General features: G+C 60.2%; 25 protein-coding genes. 10 read left to right on the plus strand and 15 right to left on the minus strand.

The genetic code is table 11. The annotated features are described in order from the left end of the window. Window positions 1-80: 80 nt before the first annotated feature. Entirely contained in the window at window positions 81-242 is a 162-nt protein-coding gene (locus HGP14_RS08390) for a hypothetical protein (RefSeq protein ID WP_168829370.1), read from the minus strand. Between the two features lie 253 nt (window positions 243-495). On the opposite strand from HGP14_RS08390, the gene HGP14_RS08395 reads away from it, so the two are divergent. Further along, window positions 496-831, plus strand: a complete 336-nt coding sequence (locus HGP14_RS08395; protein ID WP_168829620.1) for a DUF2147 domain-containing protein — start codon at window positions 496-498, stop codon at window positions 829-831. Between the two features lie 55 nt (window positions 832-886). Here HGP14_RS08395 and HGP14_RS08400 read toward each other — a convergent pair whose 3' ends face one another. The 8 genes from HGP14_RS08400 to HGP14_RS08435 all read right to left on the minus strand — a co-directional run bounded on the left by HGP14_RS08400 (window position 887) and on the right by HGP14_RS08435 (window position 9,313). After that, entirely contained in the window at window positions 887-1,633 is a 747-nt protein-coding gene (locus tag HGP14_RS08400) for a Crp/Fnr family transcriptional regulator (RefSeq protein ID WP_168829371.1), read from the minus strand. Window positions 1,634-2,164: 531 nt separating this feature from the next. Next, on the minus strand, window positions 2,165-4,798 hold the full coding sequence (locus HGP14_RS08405) for a PAS domain S-box protein (RefSeq protein ID WP_168829372.1): 2,634 nt from the start codon (window positions 4,796-4,798) through the stop codon (window positions 2,165-2,167). A gap of 176 nt (window positions 4,799-4,974) precedes the next feature. Then, on the minus strand, window positions 4,975-5,406 hold the full coding sequence (locus HGP14_RS08410; RefSeq protein WP_168829373.1) for a GFA family protein: 432 nt from the start codon (window positions 5,404-5,406) through the stop codon (window positions 4,975-4,977). A gap of 151 nt (window positions 5,407-5,557) precedes the next feature. Next, a complete protein-coding gene (locus HGP14_RS08415; protein ID WP_168829374.1) occupies window positions 5,558-5,767 on the minus strand; it encodes a KTSC domain-containing protein in 210 nt (69 codons plus the stop codon). Window positions 5,768-5,935: 168 nt separating this feature from the next. Beyond that, the gene (locus HGP14_RS08420) at window positions 5,936-6,883 is read right to left on the minus strand and encodes an oxygenase MpaB family protein (protein ID WP_205927063.1); all 948 of its coding nucleotides are present in this window, start codon (window positions 6,881-6,883) and stop codon (window positions 5,936-5,938) included. Window positions 6,884-6,915: 32 nt separating this feature from the next. After that, complete coding sequence (locus tag HGP14_RS08425) at window positions 6,916-7,497, minus strand: BA14K family protein (RefSeq protein ID WP_168829375.1); 582 nt, start codon at window positions 7,495-7,497, stop codon at window positions 6,916-6,918. 266 nt (window positions 7,498-7,763) lie between these two features. Next, the gene (locus HGP14_RS08430; protein WP_168829376.1) at window positions 7,764-8,264 is read right to left on the minus strand and encodes a hypothetical protein; all 501 of its coding nucleotides are present in this window, start codon (window positions 8,262-8,264) and stop codon (window positions 7,764-7,766) included. 155 nt (window positions 8,265-8,419) lie between these two features. Next, window positions 8,420-9,313, minus strand: a complete 894-nt coding sequence (locus HGP14_RS08435; RefSeq protein ID WP_168829377.1) for a hypothetical protein — start codon at window positions 9,311-9,313, stop codon at window positions 8,420-8,422. Between the two features lie 248 nt (window positions 9,314-9,561). Here HGP14_RS08435 and HGP14_RS08440 point away from each other — a divergent pair, with 248 nt between their 5' ends. Both HGP14_RS08440 and HGP14_RS08445 read left to right on the plus strand, forming a co-directional pair. Then, window positions 9,562-10,977, plus strand: a complete 1,416-nt coding sequence (locus HGP14_RS08440) for a sensor histidine kinase (RefSeq protein ID WP_168829622.1) — start codon at window positions 9,562-9,564, stop codon at window positions 10,975-10,977. After that, window positions 10,974-11,627, plus strand: a complete 654-nt coding sequence (locus HGP14_RS08445) for a response regulator transcription factor (protein ID WP_168829378.1) — start codon at window positions 10,974-10,976, stop codon at window positions 11,625-11,627. The genes HGP14_RS08440 and HGP14_RS08445 overlap by 4 nt, the downstream gene beginning before the upstream one ends. Here HGP14_RS08445 and HGP14_RS08450 read toward each other — a convergent pair. Then, a complete protein-coding gene (locus tag HGP14_RS08450; protein ID WP_168829379.1) occupies window positions 11,617-12,111 on the minus strand; it encodes a hypothetical protein in 495 nt (164 codons plus the stop codon). The genes HGP14_RS08445 and HGP14_RS08450 overlap by 11 nt on opposite strands. A 353-nt stretch (window positions 12,112-12,464) precedes the next feature. On the opposite strand from HGP14_RS08450, the gene HGP14_RS08455 reads away from it, so the two are divergent. From HGP14_RS08455 to HGP14_RS08465, 3 genes are all read left to right on the plus strand, one after another. After that, window positions 12,465-12,830 (plus strand): hypothetical protein, encoded by a 366-nt coding sequence (locus HGP14_RS08455; protein WP_168829380.1) that lies wholly within the window; start codon window positions 12,465-12,467, stop codon window positions 12,828-12,830. Between the two features lie 364 nt (window positions 12,831-13,194). After that, entirely contained in the window at window positions 13,195-13,590 is a 396-nt protein-coding gene (locus HGP14_RS08460; protein ID WP_168829381.1) for an Ohr family peroxiredoxin, read from the plus strand. Window positions 13,591-13,723: 133 nt separating this feature from the next. Next, complete coding sequence (locus tag HGP14_RS08465) at window positions 13,724-14,761, plus strand: DUF3095 family protein (RefSeq protein ID WP_168829382.1); 1,038 nt, start codon at window positions 13,724-13,726, stop codon at window positions 14,759-14,761. 238 nt (window positions 14,762-14,999) lie between these two features. Here the strand turns inward: HGP14_RS08465 and HGP14_RS08470 are convergent, their stop codons facing one another. Continuing rightward, entirely contained in the window at window positions 15,000-15,500 is a 501-nt protein-coding gene (locus HGP14_RS08470) for a MarR family winged helix-turn-helix transcriptional regulator (RefSeq protein ID WP_205927064.1), read from the minus strand. A gap of 379 nt (window positions 15,501-15,879) precedes the next feature. Beyond that, entirely contained in the window at window positions 15,880-17,655 is a 1,776-nt protein-coding gene (locus HGP14_RS08475) for a cytochrome c biogenesis protein DipZ (RefSeq protein ID WP_168829383.1), read from the minus strand. A 337-nt stretch (window positions 17,656-17,992) separates the two neighbouring features. On the opposite strand from HGP14_RS08475, the gene HGP14_RS08480 reads away from it, so the two are divergent. From HGP14_RS08480 to HGP14_RS08490, 3 genes are all read left to right on the plus strand, one after another. After that, window positions 17,993-19,045 carry an alpha/beta fold hydrolase gene (locus HGP14_RS08480; protein ID WP_168829384.1) on the plus strand — a complete coding sequence of 351 codons (1,053 nt, stop codon included), beginning with the start codon at window positions 17,993-17,995 and terminating at the stop codon, window positions 19,043-19,045. Window positions 19,046-19,175: 130 nt separating this feature from the next. Further along, on the plus strand, window positions 19,176-19,916 hold the full coding sequence (locus tag HGP14_RS08485) for a response regulator (protein ID WP_168829385.1): 741 nt from the start codon (window positions 19,176-19,178) through the stop codon (window positions 19,914-19,916). Continuing rightward, the gene (locus HGP14_RS08490) at window positions 19,913-21,235 is read left to right on the plus strand and encodes a HAMP domain-containing sensor histidine kinase (RefSeq protein WP_168829386.1); all 1,323 of its coding nucleotides are present in this window, start codon (window positions 19,913-19,915) and stop codon (window positions 21,233-21,235) included. The genes HGP14_RS08485 and HGP14_RS08490 overlap by 4 nt, the downstream gene beginning before the upstream one ends. A 50-nt stretch (window positions 21,236-21,285) precedes the next feature. Here HGP14_RS08490 and HGP14_RS08495 read toward each other — a convergent pair whose 3' ends face one another. Both HGP14_RS08495 and HGP14_RS08500 read right to left on the minus strand, forming a co-directional pair. Next, window positions 21,286-22,188, minus strand: coding sequence for a helix-turn-helix domain-containing protein (locus HGP14_RS08495; protein ID WP_168829387.1), 903 nt, complete (start codon window positions 22,186-22,188; stop codon window positions 21,286-21,288). A gap of 231 nt (window positions 22,189-22,419) precedes the next feature. Beyond that, complete coding sequence (locus tag HGP14_RS08500) at window positions 22,420-23,415, minus strand: alpha/beta hydrolase (protein WP_246704380.1); 996 nt, start codon at window positions 23,413-23,415, stop codon at window positions 22,420-22,422. Between the two features lie 228 nt (window positions 23,416-23,643). Here HGP14_RS08500 and HGP14_RS08505 point away from each other — a divergent pair, with 228 nt between their 5' ends. Next, window positions 23,644-23,835, plus strand: coding sequence for a hypothetical protein (locus HGP14_RS08505; RefSeq protein WP_168828765.1), 192 nt, complete (start codon window positions 23,644-23,646; stop codon window positions 23,833-23,835). A gap of 75 nt (window positions 23,836-23,910) precedes the next feature. Here HGP14_RS08505 and HGP14_RS08510 read toward each other — a convergent pair whose 3' ends face one another. Then, complete coding sequence (locus tag HGP14_RS08510; protein ID WP_168829389.1) at window positions 23,911-25,080, minus strand: aldose epimerase family protein; 1,170 nt, start codon at window positions 25,078-25,080, stop codon at window positions 23,911-23,913. Window positions 25,081-25,262: the final 182 nt, after the last annotated feature.

The raw sequence follows: 25,262 nt of genomic DNA on the forward strand, positions 1-25,262 counted from the left end.
CCTCCGCATGGTAACGGTTCTTGCGGTCTTCGGGAGACCCAGTGAGCCTGTCTCCCGTTAGTTCTCCTGGCTTTAAGGGGTCAGGAAACATAGAAGATCAATCCGACCACGGCTACACCTGCCACGCCCGTGACGAGCCACCAGAAGATCGATCTCGCACGTGGGTTGGTTCGAACCTGCGTCGCGACATCCGGCTGCGGTGGTGGTGCGCTATCCTGTCGTGTGTCGAGATATTTTGTCATGGTCGCATCCTGGCTGCCGGGTAAAGCGTCCCCGCGAGGACGCTCCGTCCGTGGTTAGCAAAGCCCGCGCCGGAGGCCGAGAATATCCCCGTGGCGCCTTGCCGACGCGTGGTGGCCTCCTAACTGCCGTTAGACATGGTCTACGCCACACGACCACTGCGGAACGAGCCGAAGGGTTATCCGGTTCCGGTCCGGTAGCGTACGGTCGGGCGCGCGCCTCGTGAGGGGAAACGACATGAAAATGGAACCCACGATGAAACGGGCGACCGTTGCGATCGCCTTTTCCATGACCACTGGACTTGCATCGGCCGGCGACCCTGTCGTGGGAGACTGGAAGACGGAAGTCGGAACGACCGCCACCATAAGCCGCTGCGGCCAGGTCTATTGCATTAGGATGAAAACGGGCAATCACGCTGGAAAACAGATCGGTTCCTTCTCCAGAACGGATGAAGGTTACCACGGCGAAATTACCGAGCCTGACAGCAGGAAGACATTCACAGGCAGCCTCAGTGTCTCCGGCGATATCATGAAGATGAGCGGTTGCACGATGAAAGTGGTGTGTCTCACGCAAACCTGGCAACGCCTGTAGCGGGTCTGACGTAACGTCAGGTTCGATCCGGCGGTGGTCGCCTTCAGCGATGCGATCAGCCGCTTCGACTAACCGGATCTTCTACTCTGATCGGAATGCCGACGAGGCGCTCATATTCCGCCTCGGGCACGCCGTAGCAGCCACCGGCGACTTCTTCGAGCTTCTGTCTGTCGAGAACACGAATATTGCCACGCGTCGCTCTGATTGCATGGATGCCTTCGAGGATATGCAATTCATTTGTGACGCCAGACCGCCGGACACCGAGCATGATTGAAAGGAATTCGTGCGTCAGCGGAAGGTCATCGCCGTCCAGACGGTCATGACACATCAGCAACCATCGAGCGAGACGCACATGCATGCTGTACCGGGCGTTTGCAAGAGCTGAATGCGCAAGCTGCAGCTCAGCCGATTGCACGTATCGCAGCAGCAAATCTCTGGTCAGCGTGTGGCCTTCGACAACGGTCATGAAATGCTCGACCGGTACTGTTATTCCGCTCCCGGCGACTTGCATGAACGTTCTATGCGGGGTGCGATCGGTCTTCAACATCAGATGGTAGCCGCCAAGGCCCTCGCGTCCCAAATGCCCGACCTCGACGGCTTCCTTGTCGGAATTGATGGCGACCATCGAAGCAACACCGTTCTCAATGAAGCAGACATGTGGGACGGGCTTGTTGGATTCGACGATAACTTGCCTGATTCCAAGATCGATCCGGGCCATTTCCTGGCTGAGCAGGTCGAAGGCTTCCGGCGCTAGTGCCTTCAGCAGTCGGTTCGCAACACTCGCTTGTGTAAAGGACGACATGGAGGTCACTCATGTCGGGTTGCAGCCCGGTCTCATACCGACCGACGTTAGGGTCAGGTCGTTGCTCGTTTATGCGTCAAAGCATGACGCCGCGCTAGAACCGCAGAGCCTTCTGTGCGGTTCTGACATTTCTCCGGCAGTTGCACCGGAGAGCGTCAGAAAACGTGCTAGATGACGGCTTGGGGAACTTAGTCTTACGGGAATCGATCGAACAAGCATGCCTGTCCCGTCCCTCCCGCTCAGCGCCCTTCTCTGGTGCGGAGCCGCCTCCGCACAACTCACCTGTCGTCTAGACAGCCGCACACGCCTGATGTTCATCCGCGGACGATGAATAATCATGCGCTCTTTTGCTGCGAGAGAAAAGTTCTATCGGATGAGGCTGCCAAATAACTTCAATCCAGGAGCTGGCGTGGGATTTTCCCGATCCCGGCCATCCGACCAGGAGCCTCGCTGAGGGAATTGGACCCGATCACGAAAGCCGTTGGACGGTGGCCGTCTCCGAGGCGAAAGGGAATACTCCCACTTGCAATTTCACACGGTCGCCATCGCGCTAGGCGGCTCAGCGGGAGCTGTCTTCTCCTGCGTCGTAGGCAAGGTGAACTGAAATACCGCGCCGCGAGGCTCATTCGCGCTAGCCCACAAGCGCCCCCCATGCGCCTCGACGATCAGCCGGCAGATCGCTAGGCCCATTCCGAGACCATCCGCCTTTGTGGTGTAGAACGGCTCAAACAGTTGCTCCGCACTTTGAGTGTCGAGCCCGGTACCTGCGTCCTTCACGGCGACCAGCACGGCGCCGGAGGCCTCGGACCGAGCGATCATCAGCAGTTCGCGCGGCCGGTCCGTCACCTCGCTCATCGCCTCGATGCCGTTCATCATCAGGTTGAGGATCACCTGCTGCAACTGTACCCGGTCGCCCGCCACCGGCGGCAGGTCCGGCGCCAGCTCGGTTCTCAGCAGGATCCGGTGGCGGCGCAATTCGCCTTGGACAAGAGTGGCTGTGTCCTGGATGAGCTTGTTCAGGTCCAAGGGTGCCGCGACAACGGCTGTCTTCTTGAGCAGGGCGCGCACTCCCCCGATCACGTCGGCGGCGCGGTGACCGTCCCGTACGATGCGCCCGAGCGTCGCCCGCGCCTCGTCGATATCGGGAGGGCGGCCGGCGAGCCAGCGCAGGGCCGCGTTGGCGTTGGTGACGATGGCGCCCAGCGGCTGGTTGACCTCGTGCGCGATGGAGGAGGTGAGGGCGCCCATCGTCGTCACTCGGGCGACGTGCGCGAGCTCGGTCTGCGCCTTCTGCAACGCCTCCTCGGCCCGCTTGCGCTCGGTTATATCCATCACAGTGCCGATGTATTCGACGACCGCTCCGGCGTCATCGAACACCGGGTGCGCCATTGAGTACAGGTGCTTGACCGTTCCATCGAGCAGGACGATCCTGTACTCGATTGCATACTCGGCTTTCTCGCGGATCGACGTTGTAATGCGTTCGAGAGCGCGGTCGCGATCGTCCGGATGCCAGAAGCGAGAGATGTCATCCAGGCCAAGCCCAGGATTGAGTTGTGGATCCAATCTATAGATCCGGAACATCTCCTCGGACCAATGAAGTACTTGCGTGGCCGGGTTGTAGGCAAAGCTACCGGTGTGGGTCAGGCGCTGCGCCTCCGTGAGATAATGCTCCTTGCGGCGCAGAGCGTCCTCGGCCCGCTTGCGGTCTTCAATGTCGGTGAGGACGCCATACCACTTGAGGATGGCTCCGCGCTCATCCTTCAGCGGGACGGCGCGATCCAGGAACCAGCGATAGGCTCTGTCTGCCGCGCGTCGGTACCGCGACTCGCTTTCATACGGTTCGCCCGCCGCCGCGCACGCCTGCCACTTCTTCAAATTGCGTTCCAGGTCGCTTGGATGAGTCGCGCTCTGCCAGCCAAATCCGGCCGTGTTTTCCTCGGACAAGCCTGAGTATTCGCGCCACCTTCGGCTGGCAAATGCTGCAAAAGGCCCGGAGGGCGACGGCAAAGCGATGTACGCCATGACCGGCAGGTTTTCGATGAGATCGCGCAGCTCTTGCTCACTCCGCCGCGCAGCCTCCTCGGCTAGCTTGCGCTCGCTAATATCCTCGCATGCGACCAGAGTTACCGGCCGGTTTCCCATCAGCATGGACCGGGCCGTCTCGCGCGCCCAGATCACCGTGCCGTCCTTGCGCACCTTGCGAGCCTCCCAGCTTATCGACCGGCCGGGTTGGGCGAAGGCGCGCGCCAAATGCCCCCGCGCGGCCTCGCGGTCAGGCTCATGAAACACATCCAGCGCCCGGCTCCCGACCAACTCGTCAACCGAGTAACCGAGTTGCTCGGCGCCGAAGGAATTCACCGAGGGCATGGTCCCCGCTGCATCCACCATGAAGTACACAGTCGGATTGTTCTCGAACGCCGCCTTCCATTGCTCCTCGCTTTCGCGCAGCGCCTCTTCCGCGCGCTTGCGCTCTGTAATGTCGTTATTGGTCTCCAGGATCGTGGTGGCATTGCCGAGAGCGTCCAGTTGTACGGACCACCGGCTGGCTACGACGGCCTGCGTTCCGTCTTTCTTCGTATGGACGAGTTCGCCTTCCCAGCGGCCGGTGCGGAGCAAAGCTACCGTGATCTCTTCGAGCGGCGCCGGGAAGACGGTCTGCATGAGCTGGTGAGTGACCTTGCCAACAGCCTCCTCCTTTTTCCATCCGTACAGCTCCTCGGCGCCCCTGTTCCAATAGGTGATGACGTCATTCATGTCGCGCACGAAGATTGTGTCGTGACTGAGATCGAGGAGACCGGCCTGTTCGCTGAGCACTCTTTCTCGCGATTGGCCTTGCACCGCGAAGAAGGCGGTAATGCCAATCGCTGCAAGGCTGATGAAGCGGTTCGCCAAGGCGGCGGATGGCGATCCGCCGTGCTGGACCAAGAAATAGCTCAGCAGCACAAGTGCCATGCACCCCAAAGACACGAAGGTGACATCACGCCTCCGAAGAAACTTGGCAGATAGCAGCACAACGCCCACGTAGAGCATGGCGACGAGGATTTCCGGGTGGGTGAAGGTGTCAAGAATGAAGATGACGATAGCGATCCCAGCTGTAACGACTGGAAGAACACGCCGATCCATCGCCGGCGAGCTGTCAAGCACCTGGTTCTGCCTAAGCTGCATGTCGCGCCTCGCTAGAGGACATGCCACGGTCCTAGCGCGCTGGCGCCCGGAGCCTCCCCTCCCTAGTCTAGCAAGATGGCGCTTGCAGTTCTAGTGCGCTCAAGCGCGGCTGCCGCAGTGCTTGTCGAAGCTTCAATGCTGCAACCGCAGCCAGCAACAAAAGCTTCGGTCACCGGTCAAAACCAGACATCGGCGACCGTGCGTCCATCCGGCGGCAGATCGTCGAAACTGTGGAGGCCATCAAAACGCTGGAGTGGGATATCGGCCACATCGTCCGGATCAGCGAGACGAAGATTGACGGCCATTCTGGTGCGCCCGTCCTTTCCTGGCTTCAGGCTCCGCCAGCTGACAAGGTTGCCGCAGAGTTTGCAGAAGTTGAAGGAGAGCGAGCGGGACCCGCAGACATAGGATGTCAGAGTGCTTCCCGGATCGTGCACGTGGATGCCGTCACCATCATAGCCGTAGGCCCAGAGCACTCCATAGCGACGGCATACCGTGCAGTTGCAGATCGTCGCATCGGGGATGTTTCCCCGAAACTCCCAACGAACAGCCCCGCAATGACAGCCGCCCTGCGTAATCTTGGGTGCGATTTGTGCTGGTTCTATCATGGCAATCCCCACTCCGATCGCGAAAATGTAGGGCGAAGGGGCGGCAATGAACAGTGCTCGCGCAAGGAGGGCCTTCAGGGCCTGCCTTGAGCGTCGTGAACAGGAGTCTTCCCTCTAGCAAGCTAGGCGAGAAAGCCTTTGACGAACGTGCTCAAGCCGCAACGCGGGTGAAGCGTTCCCGTATATGGTCAATATAGTGCGTCCCCGGCGAGGTCGCGGAAACCATCGCTTCCACCTCCTCTTCTGGGACGCCGGTGAAAAGACGTTCCTGACCATTCTTGAAGCGGATACGAAGTTGTCCGTCTTCCCGACTATAGTAGACCGACTTGATGATGCGTGACGTAACCGAAAGCTCTTTCATCGCTAGCCCCTTGCTATCTGGCAGCATTGATTAGCGGCGAAGCGGAAAAATCGGGTGAATTAAGGTGATGAATGTCTGACTAACGCGTATCGCTACCAGTCTGTAATTGACACGCATCCGCAGCCGAACGGTGCCCGCCGTGCTCAACAGCCAAGCGCGGATCGAACGCTAGGAATACTCGACGTGCTTAGGACGATGCCGATAGAGGTAGTCGGGCGGCAACCCAAGCCGGACACAAGCCTGCGCCGGAGGAGCCGAGGGCAGTGCGATCCTGTCGGCAATGCGCCCGGCCCACCGAAGCAAAGCAGCTTCTCCCCGTCGAAGCTCTTGATCGATACCCAGTCCGATACGCTCGCGGACCCAAGCGGGAACGACCGCCACGGCAGCCCTGACCATCATTTTCTGCAATGGCCGCATCGGCCTCGGTGCGATTGCAGCCGTCTTCATTATCTCGAGGAATTCGTGAATGATCGGCGACGGTTCCAGGCGGCTTCTCATGGACGCCAAGAGCTCATCCCATTCCACCGTCGAGCGCGGAGCGGTGACGGCACCGTAAAGATTCGCCGCCTCGCGGCCTTCGGCAAAGAGGCACGAGACCTCGGCGTCGCTGAGCGGTGAAACGTAACGGCTGTAGGCCTCTGCGAATCCAAAGGTCGCGGTGGCTTGTACCCAGTTGAGAAGTGCTGTGTCGTTTGCGTTGTAATATTCGCCGGCGGGCGTCGTTCCGGCGACGGTGCCGTGACGACGGACGACGGCTGCGATCATCTTCTCGGCGGTAGTGCGCGGGCCGTACACGGTCACCATCGCCGCCATGCCGGTCCGCTGCAACCGCCGCACCGGCGCCGTACGGAAAGAGCTGTGCTCCCATACGCCCGTGCGGACGGCAGGTTCCGCCAGTTCCAGAATGACCGCGGCCACCCCGCCGATGAAGAGGCAAAGGGGATTCTTGAAGATGCACCAGGAAAGGGAGTCGGGACCTAGGAGCGCCGGTTCTCCCGCCGGACTGCGGAAGTCGAAGGTCACACCATTCTCATCCGGGAATAACATGCGCCCCGCATAGGCGTCGAGGCAGCGCTCCATGAGCGGTTGAATGGGCCGGGAAAGGAAACTCCTCATTAGTAGCCCTCGGATCGTCTCAGTTTCTGAGATTACTGAGCCTGCGACGATACGCAGGGTCGGCGCGGTCCGCCTCCGAACGGCTGGTAGGTGTTGTCGGCGGGATCGTATGAGGCATACCGCTGGCTGCACCAGCTCAGATGATCCGGCGTGGGCTGGTCCGCGACGGCGACCGCGGTTCCCGATGACGTATCCAGGTAAGGCGACAGGCAGGTGCGGCGCTTGCCGCTGAAGGGGCGATAGGTATTGTCCTCGGCGTGATAGGACCGATATTTTTGACGACACCATTCGGCATCTGCACTCGGGAACGAAGGTTGGCTTTCGACCGATCCGGTTGTTGTTACGTCGATGGGATTTGCTGCCGGCCGCGGGGTATCGCGGGCGGATAGCTGACGGGACGGCGGGGCCACGGACACGAGTGACGGAAGCCGCTCGTAGTTCTGAGTGCGAGGATCGATGCGAACCGGCTCCGAGGTCCAGAGAGAGGGCGCATCGAGGCTTGCGAATTTATGAGGCGCGTCCGAAGCGGTCGCATTTGTCGCGACGCGCATGCCGAAAATGCAGATCGAAATCACTGTGGCTATCGCTAAGAGCGCGGACAGAAATTCTTTCAAGGGAAAGCCTCCAGGCAAGTCTGCTTTTGCGCTCGGCGAAGCGGCGCATCGCCTGCTCGACGCGGCTTGTTAACGAGGCAGTCCGTCCCAAGTTCCTAAGGATTTTTCATTATCTGTCGCTGCCCGGACCTGAGTCCGGCGCCCGGCTCGACTTTGGTCCGGGCAGCCGTGCTATAGAAAGCCAATGCCGCCCGCTGAACGCTTCTATCGCTCGCAGGGGGCTTGCTGTTCCGAGCGTCCACCGGTTTCTAATCCGCTCTCCCTTTTCAGCGGGTCGCGCCCCAGACATATGCGATCGCTGCGACGATTCCGACGGCGAGAAGGGGCCTCTCCTTTATGCGCTCCTCAAGATCGCCCGCGAGACTTCTTGCTTCCGCCTTCGCCACGCGCATTGAGCTGGAGGCGAGATGTCTGGCTGATTCCGTCACCCTTCCAACTTCCGACTTCAGCGCTTCGAGCTCCTCCCGGGTGACAGCCTTGCCCTGCCGCTGCTGCTCCTGTCGGGACAGCAAGGCCTGATCCACCAGCGGGAACTCCTGTGCAACGCTGACGGCAGCTTCATCGGGCTGCTGCTTCGTACGCTCGGCCTCGTCGGCATCCGTCCGTCCGGACGGTATCGTACTTCTGGTGATTGAAACGGGATCCGAGGCGGGGAAGGTGTCCTCGAGCCCCTTTTGAAGTTCGCTCTTTCCGGCCCTGCGACGCTGCGCTGCCTGTTCTTGTTTAAAGGATTCTACGGCGGGCGACTTGCTCTCGTTATCAGGCATTGGATTTCCTCCTGGTTTCCACCAGCATAATCCAGCCCGCTACCTGAAGGTTCCATCGAACCTTAACTCGCCCTTGTCCGACCGCGGGAACCGCACGCGACAGGAGGCTCGCCGCGCGAGGGCACGGCGAGCCTCCGGTTAGGGAATGCTGATTCTTAATTCGTAGGTGCGACCGTCGTTGTGTTGGTCTCAGAGGTGACGGTAACCGTCGTTGTCGATTCGGTCGTCGTATCGGTGGTCGTTCCGGACGTCACGTCAGTGGTCGTTTCGGACGTGCCATCGGTGGTCGTTTCGGATGAACCATCGGTCGGTTCCGTAGGCGTCACTACGGGCTCAGGCTCCGGGAGCGTGTCTCGGATCTGATCGATTTTGCCGACCGTCGGTCCGACGCCGAGGATGTCCTTGGCTTTCGCGAGATCAGCGTCGGTTACAACGCCTCCCTTGGTGAAACCGGCAAGCGCTTCGCGCAGCGCCTCGTCGCTCAATGCCGGGTCGGCCGGAATTGCATCAATTCCGTTCACCTTTTCGAATTCGGCGTATGCCACTGCATAGGCCGAAACGGCGGCCATCCGCGGATCGTTGGAATTCAGGTAAGCGTGGTAATTGCGGTTCAACGAACTCAGGCCGGCCGTTTCAGATTTGGCGCTTTTGACGCTCGTCTTTGCTGCCCTTTCCGTCTTCGTGGACTCAGTATTGAGCGTTTTGCCGGACTTCTTGCTGTGGCCGAAAAGCGATTGCAGCGTTGGCGTCCCCGTGGCAGTCGTTTTTCCACTCGTCTTGCCTGAGCGGGCGCTACCCGATTTCCCCGAGCTGGAGCTTGGTCCGCTGGAGTGGCTTCCTCCGTTGCCATTGCCGTGGCTGCCACCGTTGCCATTGCCGTTGCCGCCGCCGTTGCCATTGCCGCCACCGTTTCCGCCACCGGAGCCACCATTGCCATTGCCTCCCTTGGCAAAGGCAACGTCCGTTACTCCAAGCGTTACGCTGGCGAGTGGAGCGACCGCAATGGTGAAAGCGACCAGGCCTCGGCCGATAAATTTAATAGGGCGCATGTAGAATCTCCTCGTTGGTCTCGGCAATGACGCGATGCGGATCAAGTGACGCAACGGTAGCTTGCGTCGACGCGGGGTTCCATGGCCGTCAGACCAATGCGGTGGGGGCTAGGACTTAGGTCCTATGGACGGATATCGATGGTCTGATAGATGCAGACATCGTCGCTCGCCATTGACCGTTTCGGCGAAGGCGGTAGGCTATTGGCAAGATTGAAACCTGTCGCCATCGCGTTGTTGGGCGACCAATCCTGAGAATTCTCGTGTTCCGCTCCGACTTGATCTCACGATGGAATTCGCAGTCTCTTGCAAGGCAATTCCTGTTGATCGGCGGCACCGTCTCGGTGGCAGCGATGGTGATGGTCGGGGCTTTTGTCACGAGTCTGATCGAAGACGCGGTTACCCGGAATTCGGCCGCGGCGACTGCGCTCTACGTCGACAGCGTCATCGCGCCGCTTCTGCCTGACATGCAGACGACCAACACCCTCGACGACACCGTCGCTCGGGCCTTGGACGAGACACTCGGGCAGGGGGCTCTCGGCGGACGGGTCGTGGCCTTCCGGCTCTGGCGTTCGGACGGGACGGTCCTCTATTCGAACGACAAGAGCATGGTCGGAAAGACGTTCCCGCTCAACGACGAGCTCAAAACGGCCTTGGCAGGCAAGATGGCTGCACAGTTCAATCACCTCGATGATGCCGAGGAGGAGAAGGTGGGACGGCTTTCCGGAACGCCTCTGCTGGAAATCTATAATCCGGTCCTGCAGCCATGGTCAGGGCAGGTGGTGGCCGTTTCCGAGTTCTACGAGGTCGCCAATGATTTCGAGCACAGCCTCAACCAGGCCAGGCTCCGCACCTGGATGGCTGTCGGGGCCTTTACGCTGACGTTTTTCGCGATTCTGTCCGCGATCGTCTTGCGGGGGAGCCACACGATCGAGAACCAGCGTCACGCTCTCCGGCAGCGCATTAATGACCTCTCTGCTCTTCTTGCGCAGAACCAGGCGCTGCGCGAGCGTGTCCAGCGTGCGTCGCAGCGGGCGGCGGCGCTGAATGAAAGCTATCTCCGCCGCATTGGTGCTGACTTGCACGATGGACCAGCTCAACTCATCGCCTATGCTTCGCTTCGGCTGGATAGCAACACAGTGACGAGCCGATCGACCCCGAAGGCTATCCGCGAACGGGAGATCGCTTCCATCAAGGCCAGCCTCGACGAGGCCATGCATGAGATCAGAACGATTTGCAGCGGCCTGGTCCTCCCGCAGATAGAGGCCGCCAGCCTTTCGGACATATTGGAACGGAGCGTTCGCGCCCACCAGCAAAGAACGGGAGCACCCGTCGAGCTGTCGATATCGGGCGGGCCGGATCGGCTTTCGCCTTCGGGGAAGATATGTGTCTACCGCTTTGTCCAGGAGGCACTCAATAACGGCTACCGGCATGGCGGCGGCGTCGGACAACGTGTCGTGCAACGCGTGGAAGGAACACGTGTCAGCATCGAGGTCGCCGACGGAGGGCCTGGCTTCGATCCTGACGACATAGGATCCGCGAGCCTTGGTCTGGCAGGGCTCAGGGAACGAATCGAGAGCTTGGGCGGCACCTTCGAGATCGGCTTTTCGGCGCCGGGCACCGTCCTCAGCATGACACTCAACACCGCGGAGACCGAGCAGATATGACCCGAGTAATACGCGTTGCGGTTATCGATGATCATCCGCTGTTCAGGGAGGGAGTGACGAGGAGCCTATCGGAGATCAGCGAATTCGAGATTGTCGCGGAAGGCGGCTCGAAGGACGATGCCGTTCGCATCGCAGAGACCCTCGAGCCCGACGTCATGCTGGTGGATATCTCCATGCCTGGCGGCGGCCTGAACGCGCTTGGCTCGATTTTGGAAATCTCGCCATCCCAGAAAGTCGTGATGCTGACGGTCTCCGAGGCCAGTGACGATGTCACCGCGGCCTTGAAAGGCGGCGCCAAGGGCTACGTGCTGAAAGGGGTGGGATCCAGAGCACTTGCCGATGTCATTCGCACAGTCGCCTCAGGGGAAAGCTACGTTGCTCCAACCCTCTCTGCCAAGCTTCTCAACAGTCCGCCGGCACCTGCAATTGAGCCCGTTCCGATTGCGACGTTAACGCGGCGCGAGCTCGAGGTGCTTCAGCTTGTTGGAACAGGACTGAGTAACAAAGAGGTTGCCAGAAAACTTGATCTCCACGAGAAGACGGTCAAGCACCACATGACCCAGATCATGGCAAAGCTCGGCGTCAACAACAGGACCGAGGCTGCGATGGCGTTGCGGGACGCAACCGACCGAAAGCCGCTCAAGGGCTGAAGGATCGGAGCCGCTTCACATCCGCGGAGGTGGCCCGGCGATTAACAATCGTACGCCCCTTGGCATCTTTCATGACGTAACGGCCACTCCGAATCTCCTCACTCATTCCATCCGAATGATGGACCGCTAGCGAAGAACCGCCGCCGGTCGTGGTTTGTCCGCTGGACCCGTTCGGCCCGGTCGAGGAGCTGCCGCTGTTGGAGCCACTGTTTCCATTGCCTCCGCCATTGCCATTGCCGCCACCGTGGCCGTTACCACCGCCGTTACCGTTGCCGCCGCCGTTACCGTTACCACCGCCGTTGCCGCCCCCATTCCCGCCACCGCCACCGTTCCCGCCGCCGTTGCCGCCCTTGGCAGCCAGAGCAGATTGGGGAGCCAGTTTGAACGCGCCGCCAGACATCTCAATGCGATAGGGGACGCTGGCCAGCGCCAGAGTCATCGAACCGCAAAACAAGCCCATTAAGAATTTCCGGCGCGTGGTCATCTCTTTCCCTGACGAAGGGTATGTCGCTTATGATTGTTGACATGTGCATGTTCAGGCAACGGCGCGTCTTCGTTTCAAAATCGTCGCCAGCCGCGAGGCAAAACTCACAACGGGGCACAGCCCAAAGCCTCGTCCATTACTCGCCCAACGACATTGCTCATGAGAGGGTTCCAGGGTCAATGCACGATTGAGCCAAAGTGAACGAGTCAGACTTTTCTCGCGCCGGCGCCGGACGTTTGTCAGGTGCGGATTAGGACTAAGGTCTGAGGACAAACCAAGCGGCGACATCCAATCTCATGCCAGGACGCGCGATTCCGCTGTCCCTTGTAGTTCTGATAGCGTTGGAGGTACCGATGATTGCCAAGTGGCAGGTGTTTCTAAACCGTAGTCATGCTCCAGGCGCTGTTGCAGACTTCTCCGCGGCTGCCTTTGCGCTTGACGCAGCGGTCAATCTGCGGCTCGCCCTGAAGCTGGTTAATCCTACGAAAGAGTGCATCGCTCGGGCCGAAGAGGTTTACGAGCGAGCGCAGGCATACGGGAACCTACGAGAGGCCAGTTCGAAGCTCGTGACCGATGCAGAAAGAGACTTGGCTGGTGCCCTCAGATCGCTCTCGAATGAGATGCGGAGCTGTGATCCCTCGTGGAAGGCCAATGACGCCCTGATCGGGCTGACGCTGGCTGATCGGCATTCCAGCTCCACCTCTTCCCTTAGGCGGTGATTGGCTGTTTGCCGGCGACGGGCAAGGTCGCCGCCACCGGACGCCGGCAAACCCGCTCGTTTAGAACAGCGGTTTAAAAAGACCCGCTTTGCGAAGTGCCCTTTGCGCATCATCGCAAACCGGTCTGCTTCGTTTCACAATCGAACTCGTCAGCATCCCTGAACAGCAATGAGGGGATTCGACCCCGATCGTTGCAGCAACCGAATTGTGAATCGGCCAGCGACCCATTCAGCTCCCCGCTTGTCAGCATATAAAAATCGCATCCGATTTAATCGCAAAGCTATTGACATCGATATGCGTGCAGCGTATTTAGCTCGCATCCGATTTAATCGATAACGATAACAGCGAGCAAAAGGATTTCGCTATGACTGAGAAGCTTCTGTTCACGGGCAAGACTCACAATACCAATGGTCGCGAGGGCGCAGCGCGCAGTAGCGACGGCAAGCTGGACATCAAGCTGCCGCAGCCGCACCCCGCGGCCGAACAGCTCTTCGGCGCCGCATGGTCGGCCTGCTACATGGGAGCGATCGAGCTCGCCGCCTCTCAGAGAAACATCAAGCTTCCCGCGGGTCTCGCGGTCGACGCCGAGATCGATCTGAACGTCGACGACGGCTCCTTTTTCCTGCGGGCACGCCTCGACGTCAGCGCGCCGGGCATTGATCCGGCGGTTGCGCGTGAGCTGCTCGATGCGGCGCACGGCATTTGCCCTTATTCGAAGGCGGTGCATGGCAACATCGACGTTGCCACCAACCTCATCTGAAGTCGGATCGGCCGGGCCTGCCTGCGAAACGGGCAGGCCCGGCGCCTTCGGAAAAGACACATCGAAGACCCGCTGCCATCGGCAAAGCGTCAACGCGGACTCGCTGATCCAATACCGATCTGGAGAACACTCAATGCTCAACGGCCCCACGCACTCGTCGCAAGCCTACAGCGAGTTTTCGCTTGTGCTTGACCCAACGGTCTACGAGCCATTGCCCGATGATTGGCTCATCGGCGTCACGGATGTCGTCAACTCGACTTCAGCGATCAAGTTGGGACGCTATGAGGACGTGAACTACGCGGGAGCGTCCGTCATCGCTGCTCTTGGCAACGCCTTGGGTACATTCGATTTCCCATTCGTGTTTCGAGGGGATGGCGCCGCATTTGCCATTTCGCGGCACGGTCGGCTGATTGCGACTTCTGCCTTGCGACAGGTCGCGGCCTTTGCGCGGACCGATCTTGGTCTCGATCTTCGAATTGGGCTGTTGTCGGTCGGCGAAATACGTGCCAGCGGACGCGACGTGAAAATCGCCCGATACGCCGCCTCGGAAAACGCGACCTACGCGATGTTTGCCGGCGGAGGGCTCAAATGGGCGGAGCAGCAGATCAAGAGCGGGCGGTATCTGGTAAATCCCAGCAAGTACACGACCAAGCCGGACCTGACCGGACTTACATGTGACTGGACCCCCTTTCCCAGCCAGCAGGGCGAGATTCTGTCTCTGCTGGTCGAGCCATACGAGCATACAAGCCCCGAAGTCTTCGCCGCTCTGGCCAGGCGCGTGCTCACCGTGCTTGATGCCGGAGCGGGCCGGTCTCATCCGCTTCCAACGGATGTCGCCACCCCTAAGGACAAGGGGAGAGATGTCGATCCGAAAACTTGGTCGGAGATAGCCTCCAATTCGGACTTCCGCAAATACGATGACGGTTTGCGTCTCACGCTCGACTGCACGCGCGAACAGATTGACGCGGTCGAAGCCATCCTTGTTGCGGCAAGGGCACGTGGCGAGATCAACTTCGGACTGCATCGCCAATCGCATGCGCTCATGACCTGCCTGGTGCCTTCCGGCAGACCGGATTCGCATCTACATTTCCTGGACGGCATGGGCGGCGGTTATACCAAAGCCGCCGAGATGATGGAGGCAAGCGAGCTTCCTTTGGCGGCATCACGCTGACGCAAAGCAGATCCTTTGAAGGGTGATGAAACGCCCGCAGACGCTCTGCGACTCAAGGATTCGACCTGTCGACTCGCCACTTGATAGTCGACCACAACGCACGCAGCTATGTGCTTATCCACGCGTCTTTGACGGTCAAACCGAAGCACAGCCGCCAGCGCAACGCGGCGGCTGAGGCCAGCCTTTTCGACCTGAGAGCTCGCTCAGTGGCCTTGTCTGGGGCGCGGGGTCGTCTCGCTTACGACCTCCCCGGTTCAGCGTGCGTAGCTCGCATAAGGTTGTCGCGCAGCCGCGCCACGGACTTCTGCATCACTGGAAACTCCTCTCCGAGCCCCGTGGCCTCACTCACCGCCGCGGTCGAGATGGATTCAAGCAGGTTGCGGCCGGCGGGCGTCAGGTTCAGCCGCACCTGCCGTTCGTCGGCGGGATCGCGCTGACGTCGGACGTAGCCGATCGACTCGAGCTTCTTGAGGATCGGCGTCAGCGTGTTGGATTCCAGGAACATCTTTTCGCCAAGCGCCCCGACCGTCTGGTCATCCTCCTCGGAGAGCGCCTGCAGCGCGATGTATTGGGTATACGTCAGGCCGAGCGCATCGAGGACTGGCTTGTAGACGCGGCCAAAGGCAAGATTCGCCGAGTAGACCGCAAAGCACAGGAAATTCGAAAGCTTCCGCCCTTCGCGGTCGGCCGCCGCGGAAGAGGGCGCGGCTATATCTTTCGCTGTTTGGGACTTGGGCATGGCATATCCTCTCAAGGGGCATTGCTATTCCATATTACATAAGTCGCATCCGATAAAATCGCAATAGTATTGATAGGTCAAAACCTCTAAGGACCGGGCACCGCATACTGGTACCCGGTCCGTGTCGATTACGACAGTTGCTCTCAATCAGCGAATTCGACAAGCAGCTCGATCTCGGCCGGCAAGCCCAGCGGGAGGCGGCGACGCCAAGGACGACACGGCCCGACAACATCGCCGTTCCGGAAGAGCCCATTGTGGATACCGCTTCGAGACGACGTTCACGGTCGGAGTGACCCTTCGGATCAGCCGAAACAGGAGGTTTCAACTTCACGCCAGTGAGCTCATGGGGAATGCTGCCATCCCCCATGATTTTCGGACCTTATCCGAAGGTGAAGGCAAAGGCTTCGACACCTGGATCCTGGAACCGTATCTCGAAGGTGCGCTCCGCGACTTTGCCGGCCTGCCGCACAAGCTGATAGAGGCGTGTCTCCTTCACTGTCCCCTTGCCATCCTTGTCGACATCGGCCCCGTGGTCATCTCCCGGAGCCTTGCCGTCGACCGTCACCTGGAAGCGGATCGGCTTGCCGTCTGCGCCGGGGCCGAGAACGAGATGAAGGTCGCGGGCGCTGAACCGGTAGGTGATACCACCGCCCGCCCGAGCGAGCGTCGCTTGTTCCGGGCCGACGATCCAGGTGCCGGACAAACCCCATTCGTTGAGGCTCGGTTCGGCGATCGAATAGTTGCTCGCGGCGTCGGCCTGCAGCCTTTCAGGGGAGACGAAATTCGTCGCCTGTTGGTAACCGAGATAGGTTTCGCCGGAGCGGATGTTCTTCAGGTCCGGACTTGCCTCGGCGCCCTTCGCATCGGGCGTCACCGGCGCCCCCGCTGCCGTCTCGCTGCCGGCTTCCCGCAGCAGGTCCTGAATCGCTTGCTCGGTCTGCCCATAGCTGCCCTCACCGAAATGGTGGTAGCGGATCTGGCCCTTGGCATCGATCAGGTAGTGGGCCGGCCAGTAGCTGTTATCGAAGGCGCGCCAGATTTTGTAATCGTTGTCGATCGCGACCGGATAGCCGATCTTGAAGTCACCGACAGCCTTTTTGACGTTGGAGATCTTCTTCTCGAAGGCGAATTCGGGGGCGTGCACGCCGATCACGACGAGCCCCTGGTCCTTGTATTTTTCCGCCCAGGCGCGGACGTAAGGCGTGGTGCGGATGCAGTTGATGCAGGAATAGGTCCAGAAGTCGATGAGCACCACTTTCCCGCGGAGCTGTTCGGTAGTAAGCGGCGGCGAGTTCAGCCATTCCACCGCGCCATCCAGCGAAGGCGCACGGCCTTCCACGGGAAGATCGCTGCGGAACGGCCGCTTCGCATCGGCCGCCGGGATGATCGTGCCGTTGCTGGCGACCTCGGACGGCACGCCGCCGGCGGGCTCTGCATGGAACCTCTCCAGCAAGGCCTGTTCGAAGGATGCGGTGCTTGCATAGGAAAGCCTCGCGAGCAGGCCGGTATCGACCCCCAGTGCGATGGCGGCAACGCCGGCCAGAACAGCGGCGCCAAGCAATTGGCGAATTCGCTCGCTGACGCCGAGCGACCGATTCATGCGGTCAAAGATCTTTCCTCCGACAAGCAATGCGACGGCAAGCGACGTTGCTGCGCCCGCCGAATAGGCGAGAAGGAGGAATGTCGTTTGCAGGTTGGCCCCTTGCAATGCGGCACCTGTCAGCACGAGGCCGAGAATCGGGCCGGCACAGGGCGCCCAGAGCAGGCCTGTCGCAATCCCGAGAGCAAGCGAACTCTTGACGGTGGGTGCGGCGCCTCGTTCGCCCGGCGCATTCAAAAGATGGTTTCCGAGACCGACGATCGGCTGTGCAAGCTTACTTGCGATCCTCGGTGAAAGGAGGCTTACTCCCAAGAGGGCAAGGAGGAGGAGCGCGGCCAAGCGGCCATATTCATTGGCGCGAATGGCCCATCCACCGCCGACTGCGGCAAGTGTGGCGACGAGCGCAAAGGTGACGGCCATGCCCGCAAGCATGGGCAGCGTGCTCCTGGCGAACGGCTGTCCGGCGCGCGCGAAGACGAAGGGGAGGACGGGGAGAATGCACGGGCTGAGAATGGTCAGCGCACCTCCGAGATAGGCTAAGATAAGAAGCGTCATCATCGTTTCCTTTGAACCCGGGTGATCGGCGGCAATGTGCCTGGATCGGCAAGCCCGTGCATCTGGCCGGTGTGACGTATCCCGGATGTGTCCGGTTCTGTGGGGGAATGTACCGAAACGTTCAAATCGGCCGCTGTTGCTACAGAGTGATACAAAGCGCCACGGCAGAAATGCCATTCGGCTCGAGGCGATCTACGCTCTGGCGGCGCAATTGTATCAGAATGTGTCCGGGCCGCCGGAAGCTACATCCTTACTTAAATGCGGTCGGCTAGTGACACATCGCGGATACACGCGGCCGGTTATCTGCCGCTTGTGAACAATGCGACAGGAGAGACCAATGTCAGAGGAAATCAACCAGCACCGCCGCCGTTTCTTCGGTGTGGCTGCCGTGGCCGTTGCGGCAATCGAACTCGGCATGACCAGAACTGCCAGCGCTCAATCTGAACAGCCTTCCACGGCACAGTTGCCGGCTATCAAAGCCGGGAGCAACACATCCTTCGAAGCATTGAAGCAGGTGCACGCCGGCGTTCTTGATGTCGGATATGCCGAGGCAGGCCCGGCAAACGGCCCTGTCGTCCTGCTGCTGCATGGCTGGCCCTATGACATACACGCTTTCCTCGATGTGGCGCCGCTCCTCGCCTCGGCCGGCTATCGCGTGATCGTGCCTCATCTACGCGGCTACGGCACGACCCGGTTCCTTTCGACCGAAACTCCTCGGAATGGCCAGCAGTCGGCCTTGGCTGCCGACATGATCGCGCTCATGGATGCACTCAAAATCGAGAAGGCCATCGTTGCCGGCTACGACTGGGGAGCGCGGACCGCCAACATCATGGCGGCGCTGTGGCCCGAGCGCTGCAAGGCAATGGTCTCGGTCAGCGGCTATCTGATCGGCAGCCAGGAAGCCAACAAGAAGCCGCTTCCCCCGAAGGCGGAGCTTGCCTGGTGGTATCAGTTCTATTTTGCCACTGAACGCGGACGTCTCGGCTACGAAAGCAATCGGCGGGATTTTGCAAGGCTCATCTGGCAGACGGCCTCGCCGAAGTGGAACTTCGACGACGCGACATTCGACAGATCCGCGGAATCCTTCGACAATCCCGATCATGTCGACATCGTCATCCATAATTATCGCTGGCGGCTGGGGCTTGCCGAAGGCGAGGCTAAATTCGATGCTTACGAAAAGACGCTCACCACCGGGCCGAAGATCTCGGTGCCGACGATCACGATGGAGGCCGATGCCAACGGAGCGCCGCATCCCGAGCCCGCGTCCTATGCCGGTAAATTCTCCGGCAAATACGAGCATCGCACCATTACCGGCGGGATCGGCCATAACCTTCCTCAGGAGGCCCCCCAGGCGTTCGCGCAGGCGGTTATAGATGTCGATCATTTTTAGCTAGACGATAGTCGTCCTGCGAGGCTTGTTGCTCCCCATTGCAGCAGTATGCGCCTTGAGTCGAATGTGTGAAGTCTAAAGCGAGTGGGCGGCGTGGCCCGCCCATGCCGGTGGGGAAGGGGGTTTCAATATGGACCATATCGATCACGTCCTGATCGTCGACGATGATCGCGAAATCCGCGAACTGGTGTCGAGCTATCTAACGAAGAACGGCCTGCGGACGACGGTCGCCGCCGATGGGCGGCAGATGCGCAGCTTCCTGGAGGCGAATGCCGTCGATCTGATCGTGCTGGACGTGATGATGCCCGGTGATGACGGACTGGTCCTTTGCCGCGAACTTCGCGCCGGCAGGCACAAGGCGACGCCAATCCTGATGCTGACGGCCCGCAGCGATGAGATGGACCGTATCCTCGGACTGGAAATGGGTGCGGACGACTACCTTCCGAAACCCTTTGCAGCGCGCGAGCTTCTCGCCCGAATCAAAGCGGTGCTGCGGCGTACGCGGATGCTGCCGCCCAACCTTCAGATCAGCGAGGCCGGACAATTGCTGAGCTTCGGGGACTGGCGGCTCGACACCGTCGCCCGTCACTTGCTCGACAAGGACGGGACCGCGGTTGCCCTGAGCGGCGCCGAATACCGCCTGCTGCGCGTCTTCATCGATCACCCGCAGCGCGTGCTCAACCGCGACCAGCTCCTGAATCTGACGCAGGGCCGCGACGCCGATCTCTTCGACCGGTCGATCGATCTGCTTGTAAGCCGCGTGCGTCAGCGGTTGGGGGACGATGCGCGCGAACCCACCTATATCAAGACGGTTCGCAGCGAAGGCTATGTCTTTTCAGTTCCCGTCGAAATCGTGGAGCTTCGCCAATGAACACGGCGAAACCCTTCGATCCTAGACGGCTGTGGCCGAGCACCTTGCGGTCTCGGCTCTTCCTCATCCTGCTGGCCGGGCTGGCAATTGCCTATGGGCTGTCCTTCAGCGTGCTTTATACTGAACGCTATATGTCTGCGAAGGCGGTGATGCTTGGCACGCTGGAAAGCGATCTCGCAACGTCGATCGCCATCCTCGACCGGCTGCCCGCCAATGAGCGGGCCGATTGGCTCGACCGGCTCAGTCGCGGCAACTACCGCCTTGTTCTCGGGCCAGGCCTCCCTGGTGTCCCGGACATGTCCGCCCGAGGCAGGGAGATTGCGGCGAAGATCGAGGAGGCAGTTGGCCCTCGTTTCCCATTGCGCATCGAGGCTATCCCCGGCGATGTGAGCAGGCTGCAGGCGCATCTGACCCTGACTGATGGAAGCCCCCTGACGATTGACATTACCCCGAGAGGTATCATGCCCATCGCCAGATGGCTGCCCTATGTGTTTGCCATCCAGATGGCGCTTATCATTTTCTGCACATGGTTCGCGGTACGGCTGGCGATCCGCCCTCTCGCCGATCTGGCTGCCGCCGCCGATGCGCTGGATCCGAACAAGAAGAGCCCGGCCTTGAGTGACAAGGGGCCGAGCGAGGTTGCCCACGCGGCAAGGGCCTTCAACGCCATGCGGGATCGAATCGCGCACTACCTGGAAGAGCGCGTGCAGATTTTGGCGGCCATTTCCCACGATCTCCAGACGCCGATTACCCGCATGCGCTTGCGTGCCGACATGGCTGACGATTCTCCGGAGAGGGTGAAGCTCCTGCACGACCTCTCCGAGATCGAGCGCCTCGTTCAGGACGGGATCGCCTATGCGCGAAGCGCGCATGGAAATGGAGAGAAGCTCTCGCGCATTGATCTCGCATCCTTCATCGAGAGCCTTTGCTATGACTACCAGGATACGGGAAAGCCGGTCTCGGTGAGTAGTATGGTGAGTGGAACGGTAGCCACCAAGCCGCATGCGCTTCGCCGCATTCTCTCGAACTTCATCGACAATGCGCTGAAGTTTGGCAGTTCAGCGGAGATCAGCGTCGAGCGAAGAGAAGGCGGCGACATCGCCATTACGATCATGGATCGCGGCCCGGGCATTCCGGAAGATCAGCTCGAAGCTGCCATGCAGCCTTTCTTCCGGCTTGAGCAATCCCGCAATCGGGAGACGGGCGGAACCGGTCTCGGTCTCGCCATCGCGCAACAGCTGACCGCCGCGATCGGCGGCCAGATGAGGCTTTACAACCGTGCCGGCGGCGGCCTCGCAGCAGAAATTGTCATCCGTTAGCTGGCGCTCAAGCGCCTTCGGAGGTTGCTTCCCTCTGGCCGGACTTTGTACTAGCGGACCGCCTGCTTGAACTTCGCCGGCGTCAAGCCGGTCGCGCGTCGAAATGCGCGCGTAAAACTCGATTGCGACGAATATTGACAATCAAAGGCAATCTCGCTGAGTGACATCTGGCCGATCGTGAGGAGTTTCTTTGCGCGCTCCAGCCGGCGTCCACTTACATAGCTATGCGGTGGCGTCCCGACGCTGGCCGCAAATGCCCGCGTAAAATGGAAGACGCTCAGACACGCTATGCTCGCCAGATCGCTCACTGTGATTTCCTCGGTGAGATGCTCTTCAATGTAGGCAAGAACACGCCGCAATCTGACGTTATCCAGTCCAAGTGTCGGCTGGCGTTCTAAACGACGTACCGGACTCTCTGAATGGTCATGAAGGAGTCGGGCCGCCAGAAAGAGCGATGCAGTCTCGACCAGCATACGTCCGGACATCGTCGGATCGGCCATTTCACGCAGTATAGACAAAGCGATCTGGCTGATAATGCCGTCCTGCACGCCGGAACTATAGCGGATCGCCTGTCCGGGGACCCGAGGCACGCTGAAGTCTGTCGCCAAGCGGGCGAAAGCGGAGGATGGAAGATAAAGGTGAGCAACTTGTAGTTCTTCCGATGCGATGTGGATTGCGTCGGCTTTGGCGGCCATGGGATTAAGCCAAATCGTACCGTCCGTGGGCCGAACGCATCGCCGCTCTCCTCCGATTTTGCAGGTCACCGCTCCTTCATCCGAGCCACTGACTATGACTGCTATTTCCAGATCCTCTCCTTCAGCACCCGGTCCTTCACAGCTGGAATGAGATCGAAGTTCTGCAAAGAGCGTCGACCATCCCAAATCGCCCGAAGACCTGAGCAGACGGGAGGCAGGGTATTTTCTGTAACCCTGTGAATGCAGTTCATCCAACATGTCAGCGCACCAACAAGTATGAGGCAACAGCCTGTCCGACGGTAATGACCTAGACGGTCTACAGTCGGCCATGACCAGCCACAACCTGCACCTCAGGATAGGAGAATTTGGTCTAATTCTTTGATAAAGAGCCAAATCTCGGTGCTGTTATTCGTTGTATCCGTGCGCCAGCGCTATTGTTTACCGATCTGACCCGACGGTGCGATGCGCCGCCGGGTCAGATCGGACCACCTAGTTGTTGATCGGCTCGAGGTGCTGACGCAGACCATCATTGATCTGCTTGATCGCCGCGTCCGTGGAAGGAACGTTGCGAAGCGCGTTCAGAAGCACGAAATCATGGATCGTGCCGTTATAGCGAACCGCATCGACCTTGACTCCCGCATCCTTTAGTCTTCGGGCGTAGGCTTCGCCTTCATCACGCAACGGATCGTTCTCCGCCGTGATGACGAGCGCGGGAGGCAGGCCCTTTAGCTCTTCGTTGCTTGCGCGTAGAGGCGAAACGTAGGGATTGTTTCGAGTCTTCTCATCCGGCGCGTAGAGATCCCATCCGTACTTCATAAATGCCTGGGCCAGGAACCTGCCTGTTCCGTACTCGTGATACGACTGAGTGTCCACGCTGGCGTCGGTAGCCGGAATGAGAAGGACCTGATACGCGATCTTGGGCCCTTTACGATCCTTGCTCATGAGAGACAGCGCGGCGGTCATATTCCCGCCGACGGAGTTGCCGGCAACGGCGATGCGACTGCCGTCAGCACCCAGTTCATCGGCGTGCTCGGCGACCCATTTCAGCGCCGCATAGGATTCCTCAAGCTGAGTCGGGAATTTCGCCGCCGGCAAGGGCGTGTATTCGACGAAAACACCAACTTGTCCCGAGCCGACGACGAGATCGCGGAGCAAACGCTGATGGTTCTCGAAATTCCCAACGATCCAAACCCCGCCGTGTATGAAGAAGAGGACACCTGGCTTTCCGCTCAAGTGTTCGGGCTTCATGATGTAGAGTTTCACTTGCCGCCCGTCCTGGGAGATGACCTTTTCAGTCGTCGTAACTCCGCTCATGTCGACGGGCGTCTTGGACTGCAGGCCCGTGAGGATATCTTGCGGCTTCGGTTGGGGCAGCTCCCAGAATGCGCTGCTGTCCTTGTTGATCTCAGCCAGGAACGACCGGATCTCGGGATCGATTCGTGGATCGGTGTTGGCGTCGGCAGCTATTGCGATCGTTTGGGTCATGAGAGTTGCTCCTATCAATGCGCTTGCGAATGTGCGGATGCGGCCCATGGGAATGCTCCGTATATTGGGGGGCGTCAGTTTGCGTGACCATTTTTAGGGGCTCGGCGAGAAGCCCTCTCTGCCGTTCCTGCTGTTGTTTTGACTGATCTTGCGCTTTGCAGGGGCCGATCTTCACCCGCGACATGCCGGTATTGCCGCGACCACGCGGAGTGCAGGCTGTGGCGGCTGATGCTCAAGCTGCCCGCGATGCGTGGCCGGCTGCAAATGCTTGCGGCCAGGTCACGGCGTCTCGATGATCTTTTCGAAGCCTCCGGTCTCGGCCTTGCCATCGCACAGCAGCTGACCGCCACGATCGGCGGCCAGATGAGGCTTTACAACCGTGCCGGCGGAGGCCTCGCAGCAGAAATTGTCATCCGCTAGGCGTCACGTTGCTCGGCGCATACCAACATATGGCATGGCTGGACTCCGCAGCCAGGGATGCACGCGCCTCTAGCTCTAGGACGCATCCGTCGAGAACTTGTGTATCGTCGTCGACTTTAGTGTTTCGCCCGGCTTCAGCACCGTCGTCGGAAAGGACGGCTTGTTGGGTGAATCCGGGAAGTGCTGCGTCTCGAGGCAGAAGCCGTCAGTCTGGCGGTATTGCTGACCGGCCGCGCCCACGAGCGTCGAGTCGAGGAAGTTGCCGCTGTAGAACTGGATGCCGGGCTCCGTGGTCGATATCTCCATGATCCGGCCGGAGCGCGGATCGTAGGCGCGCGCCGCGAATGAGAGGCCACTTCCCGACCGGTTCAGGACGAAGTTGTGATCGTATCCGCGGCCAAAGATCATTTGTTCGTCGTTCGCGCGGATGCGTGCGCCGATCGGCATCCCCTGACGGAAGTCGAACGGCGTACCGCTTACCGAGGCGAGCTGTCCGGTCGGGATCAGGGTCGCATCGACCGGCGTGTAGCGATCGGCGTTGATCGTGAGGATATGATCGCCGATCCCGCCCACGCCGTCGCCGGCGAGGTTGAAGTAGGAGTGACTCGTGAGATTAACCACGGTTGGTTTGTCAGTCGTCGCCTCGTAATCGATGCGCAGCTCGTTGTCGTCGGTGAGAGTATAGGTGACCCCGACCGTAAGCGCACCGGGATAGCCTTCCTCGCCATCCTTGCTCGTGTAGCTGAGCCGCGCCGCAGCGCCGCTCCCGCCGGTCAGTGGCTCGACGGCCCAGACAACCTTGTCGAAGCCTTTCTTGCCGCCATGCAGGCTGTTCGGTCCGTTATTTGCGGCGAGCTGGTACTGCGTGCCGTCCAGCGAGAACTTCGCGCTGCCGATGCGATTGCCGTAGCGTCCGATCAAGGCGCCGAAATAAGGATTCTTGGACTCGTAGTCGGCGAGTTCCTTGAAGCCGAGCACGATGTTGCCGAGGTTGCCCCAGCGGTCGGGTACGTTGATCGCCGTGATGATGCCGCCATAGGCGATGAATTTGACAGACGCGCCCTTATCGTTGGTGAGCGTGTAGAGATCGACGGCTTTGCCGTCCTGCGTCTTTCCGAATGGGGTTTTGTCCACGGAGCCGGCGGCGGCGACCGCTGCCGTCAGTAGCACGCCCATGCCAAGCACAGCCGCGCCGAGCACTGACCTACCCCAAATATGCCATATGTTGTGATCGACCCACGTCATGGTTTCCTCCCCTCATAGACATCCTCGCGGCCGGCCTCGGGCGAGCCGCCTGGAAGATCAACTTTAAACCCATCTGAATATTAGCGTAAGCGAATATATGTTATACGGGCGACCGCAGCGCCGCACAGCGCACGCGTTAGTCGAACCCGGCTTCAAGGAGGTTGGTGTGGCTCGCGCAGCGC

Origin of the sequence: Rhizobium sp. P32RR-XVIII (assembly GCF_012641395.1) — a bacterium.
Lineage (GTDB): Bacteria > Pseudomonadota > Alphaproteobacteria > Rhizobiales > Rhizobiaceae > Rhizobium.

What these genes read in the sequence shown, in the direction of transcription:
- HGP14_RS08500 (WP_246704380.1), bottom strand. Translation starts at nt 23,415, where the DNA reads ATGACCCAAACGATCGCAATAGCTGCCGACGCCAACACCGATCCACGA.
- HGP14_RS08485 (WP_168829385.1), top strand. Translation starts at nt 19,176, where the DNA reads ATGGACCATATCGATCACGTCCTGATCGTCGACGATGATCGCGAAATC.
- HGP14_RS08395 (WP_168829620.1), top strand. Translation starts at nt 496, where the DNA reads ATGAAACGGGCGACCGTTGCGATCGCCTTTTCCATGACCACTGGACTT.
- HGP14_RS08475 (WP_168829383.1), bottom strand. Translation starts at nt 17,655, where the DNA reads ATGACGCTTCTTATCTTAGCCTATCTCGGAGGTGCGCTGACCATTCTC.
- HGP14_RS08400 (WP_168829371.1), bottom strand. Translation starts at nt 1,633, where the DNA reads ATGTCGTCCTTTACACAAGCGAGTGTTGCGAACCGACTGCTGAAGGCA.
- HGP14_RS08465 (WP_168829382.1), top strand. Translation starts at nt 13,724, where the DNA reads ATGCTCAACGGCCCCACGCACTCGTCGCAAGCCTACAGCGAGTTTTCG.
- HGP14_RS08445 (WP_168829378.1), top strand. Translation starts at nt 10,974, where the DNA reads ATGACCCGAGTAATACGCGTTGCGGTTATCGATGATCATCCGCTGTTC.
- HGP14_RS08390 (WP_168829370.1), bottom strand. Translation starts at nt 242, where the DNA reads ATGACAAAATATCTCGACACACGACAGGATAGCGCACCACCACCGCAG.
- HGP14_RS08510 (WP_168829389.1), bottom strand. Translation starts at nt 25,080, where the DNA reads ATGACGTGGGTCGATCACAACATATGGCATATTTGGGGTAGGTCAGTG.
- HGP14_RS08490 (WP_168829386.1), top strand. Translation starts at nt 19,913, where the DNA reads ATGAACACGGCGAAACCCTTCGATCCTAGACGGCTGTGGCCGAGCACC.
- HGP14_RS08480 (WP_168829384.1), top strand. Translation starts at nt 17,993, where the DNA reads ATGTCAGAGGAAATCAACCAGCACCGCCGCCGTTTCTTCGGTGTGGCT.
- HGP14_RS08415 (WP_168829374.1), bottom strand. Translation starts at nt 5,767, where the DNA reads ATGAAAGAGCTTTCGGTTACGTCACGCATCATCAAGTCGGTCTACTAT.
- HGP14_RS08470 (WP_205927064.1), bottom strand. Translation starts at nt 15,500, where the DNA reads ATGCCCAAGTCCCAAACAGCGAAAGATATAGCCGCGCCCTCTTCCGCG.
- HGP14_RS08495 (WP_168829387.1), bottom strand. Translation starts at nt 22,188, where the DNA reads ATGTTGGATGAACTGCATTCACAGGGTTACAGAAAATACCCTGCCTCC.
- HGP14_RS08430 (WP_168829376.1), bottom strand. Translation starts at nt 8,264, where the DNA reads ATGCCTGATAACGAGAGCAAGTCGCCCGCCGTAGAATCCTTTAAACAA.
- HGP14_RS08435 (WP_168829377.1), bottom strand. Translation starts at nt 9,313, where the DNA reads ATGCGCCCTATTAAATTTATCGGCCGAGGCCTGGTCGCTTTCACCATT.
- HGP14_RS08450 (WP_168829379.1), bottom strand. Translation starts at nt 12,111, where the DNA reads ATGACCACGCGCCGGAAATTCTTAATGGGCTTGTTTTGCGGTTCGATG.
- HGP14_RS08505 (WP_168828765.1), top strand. Translation starts at nt 23,644, where the DNA reads ATGCTCAAGCTGCCCGCGATGCGTGGCCGGCTGCAAATGCTTGCGGCC.
- HGP14_RS08410 (WP_168829373.1), bottom strand. Translation starts at nt 5,406, where the DNA reads ATGATAGAACCAGCACAAATCGCACCCAAGATTACGCAGGGCGGCTGT.
- HGP14_RS08460 (WP_168829381.1), top strand. Translation starts at nt 13,195, where the DNA reads ATGACTGAGAAGCTTCTGTTCACGGGCAAGACTCACAATACCAATGGT.
- HGP14_RS08420 (WP_205927063.1), bottom strand. Translation starts at nt 6,883, where the DNA reads ATGAGGAGTTTCCTTTCCCGGCCCATTCAACCGCTCATGGAGCGCTGC.
- HGP14_RS08405 (WP_168829372.1), bottom strand. Translation starts at nt 4,798, where the DNA reads ATGCAGCTTAGGCAGAACCAGGTGCTTGACAGCTCGCCGGCGATGGAT.
- HGP14_RS08455 (WP_168829380.1), top strand. Translation starts at nt 12,465, where the DNA reads ATGATTGCCAAGTGGCAGGTGTTTCTAAACCGTAGTCATGCTCCAGGC.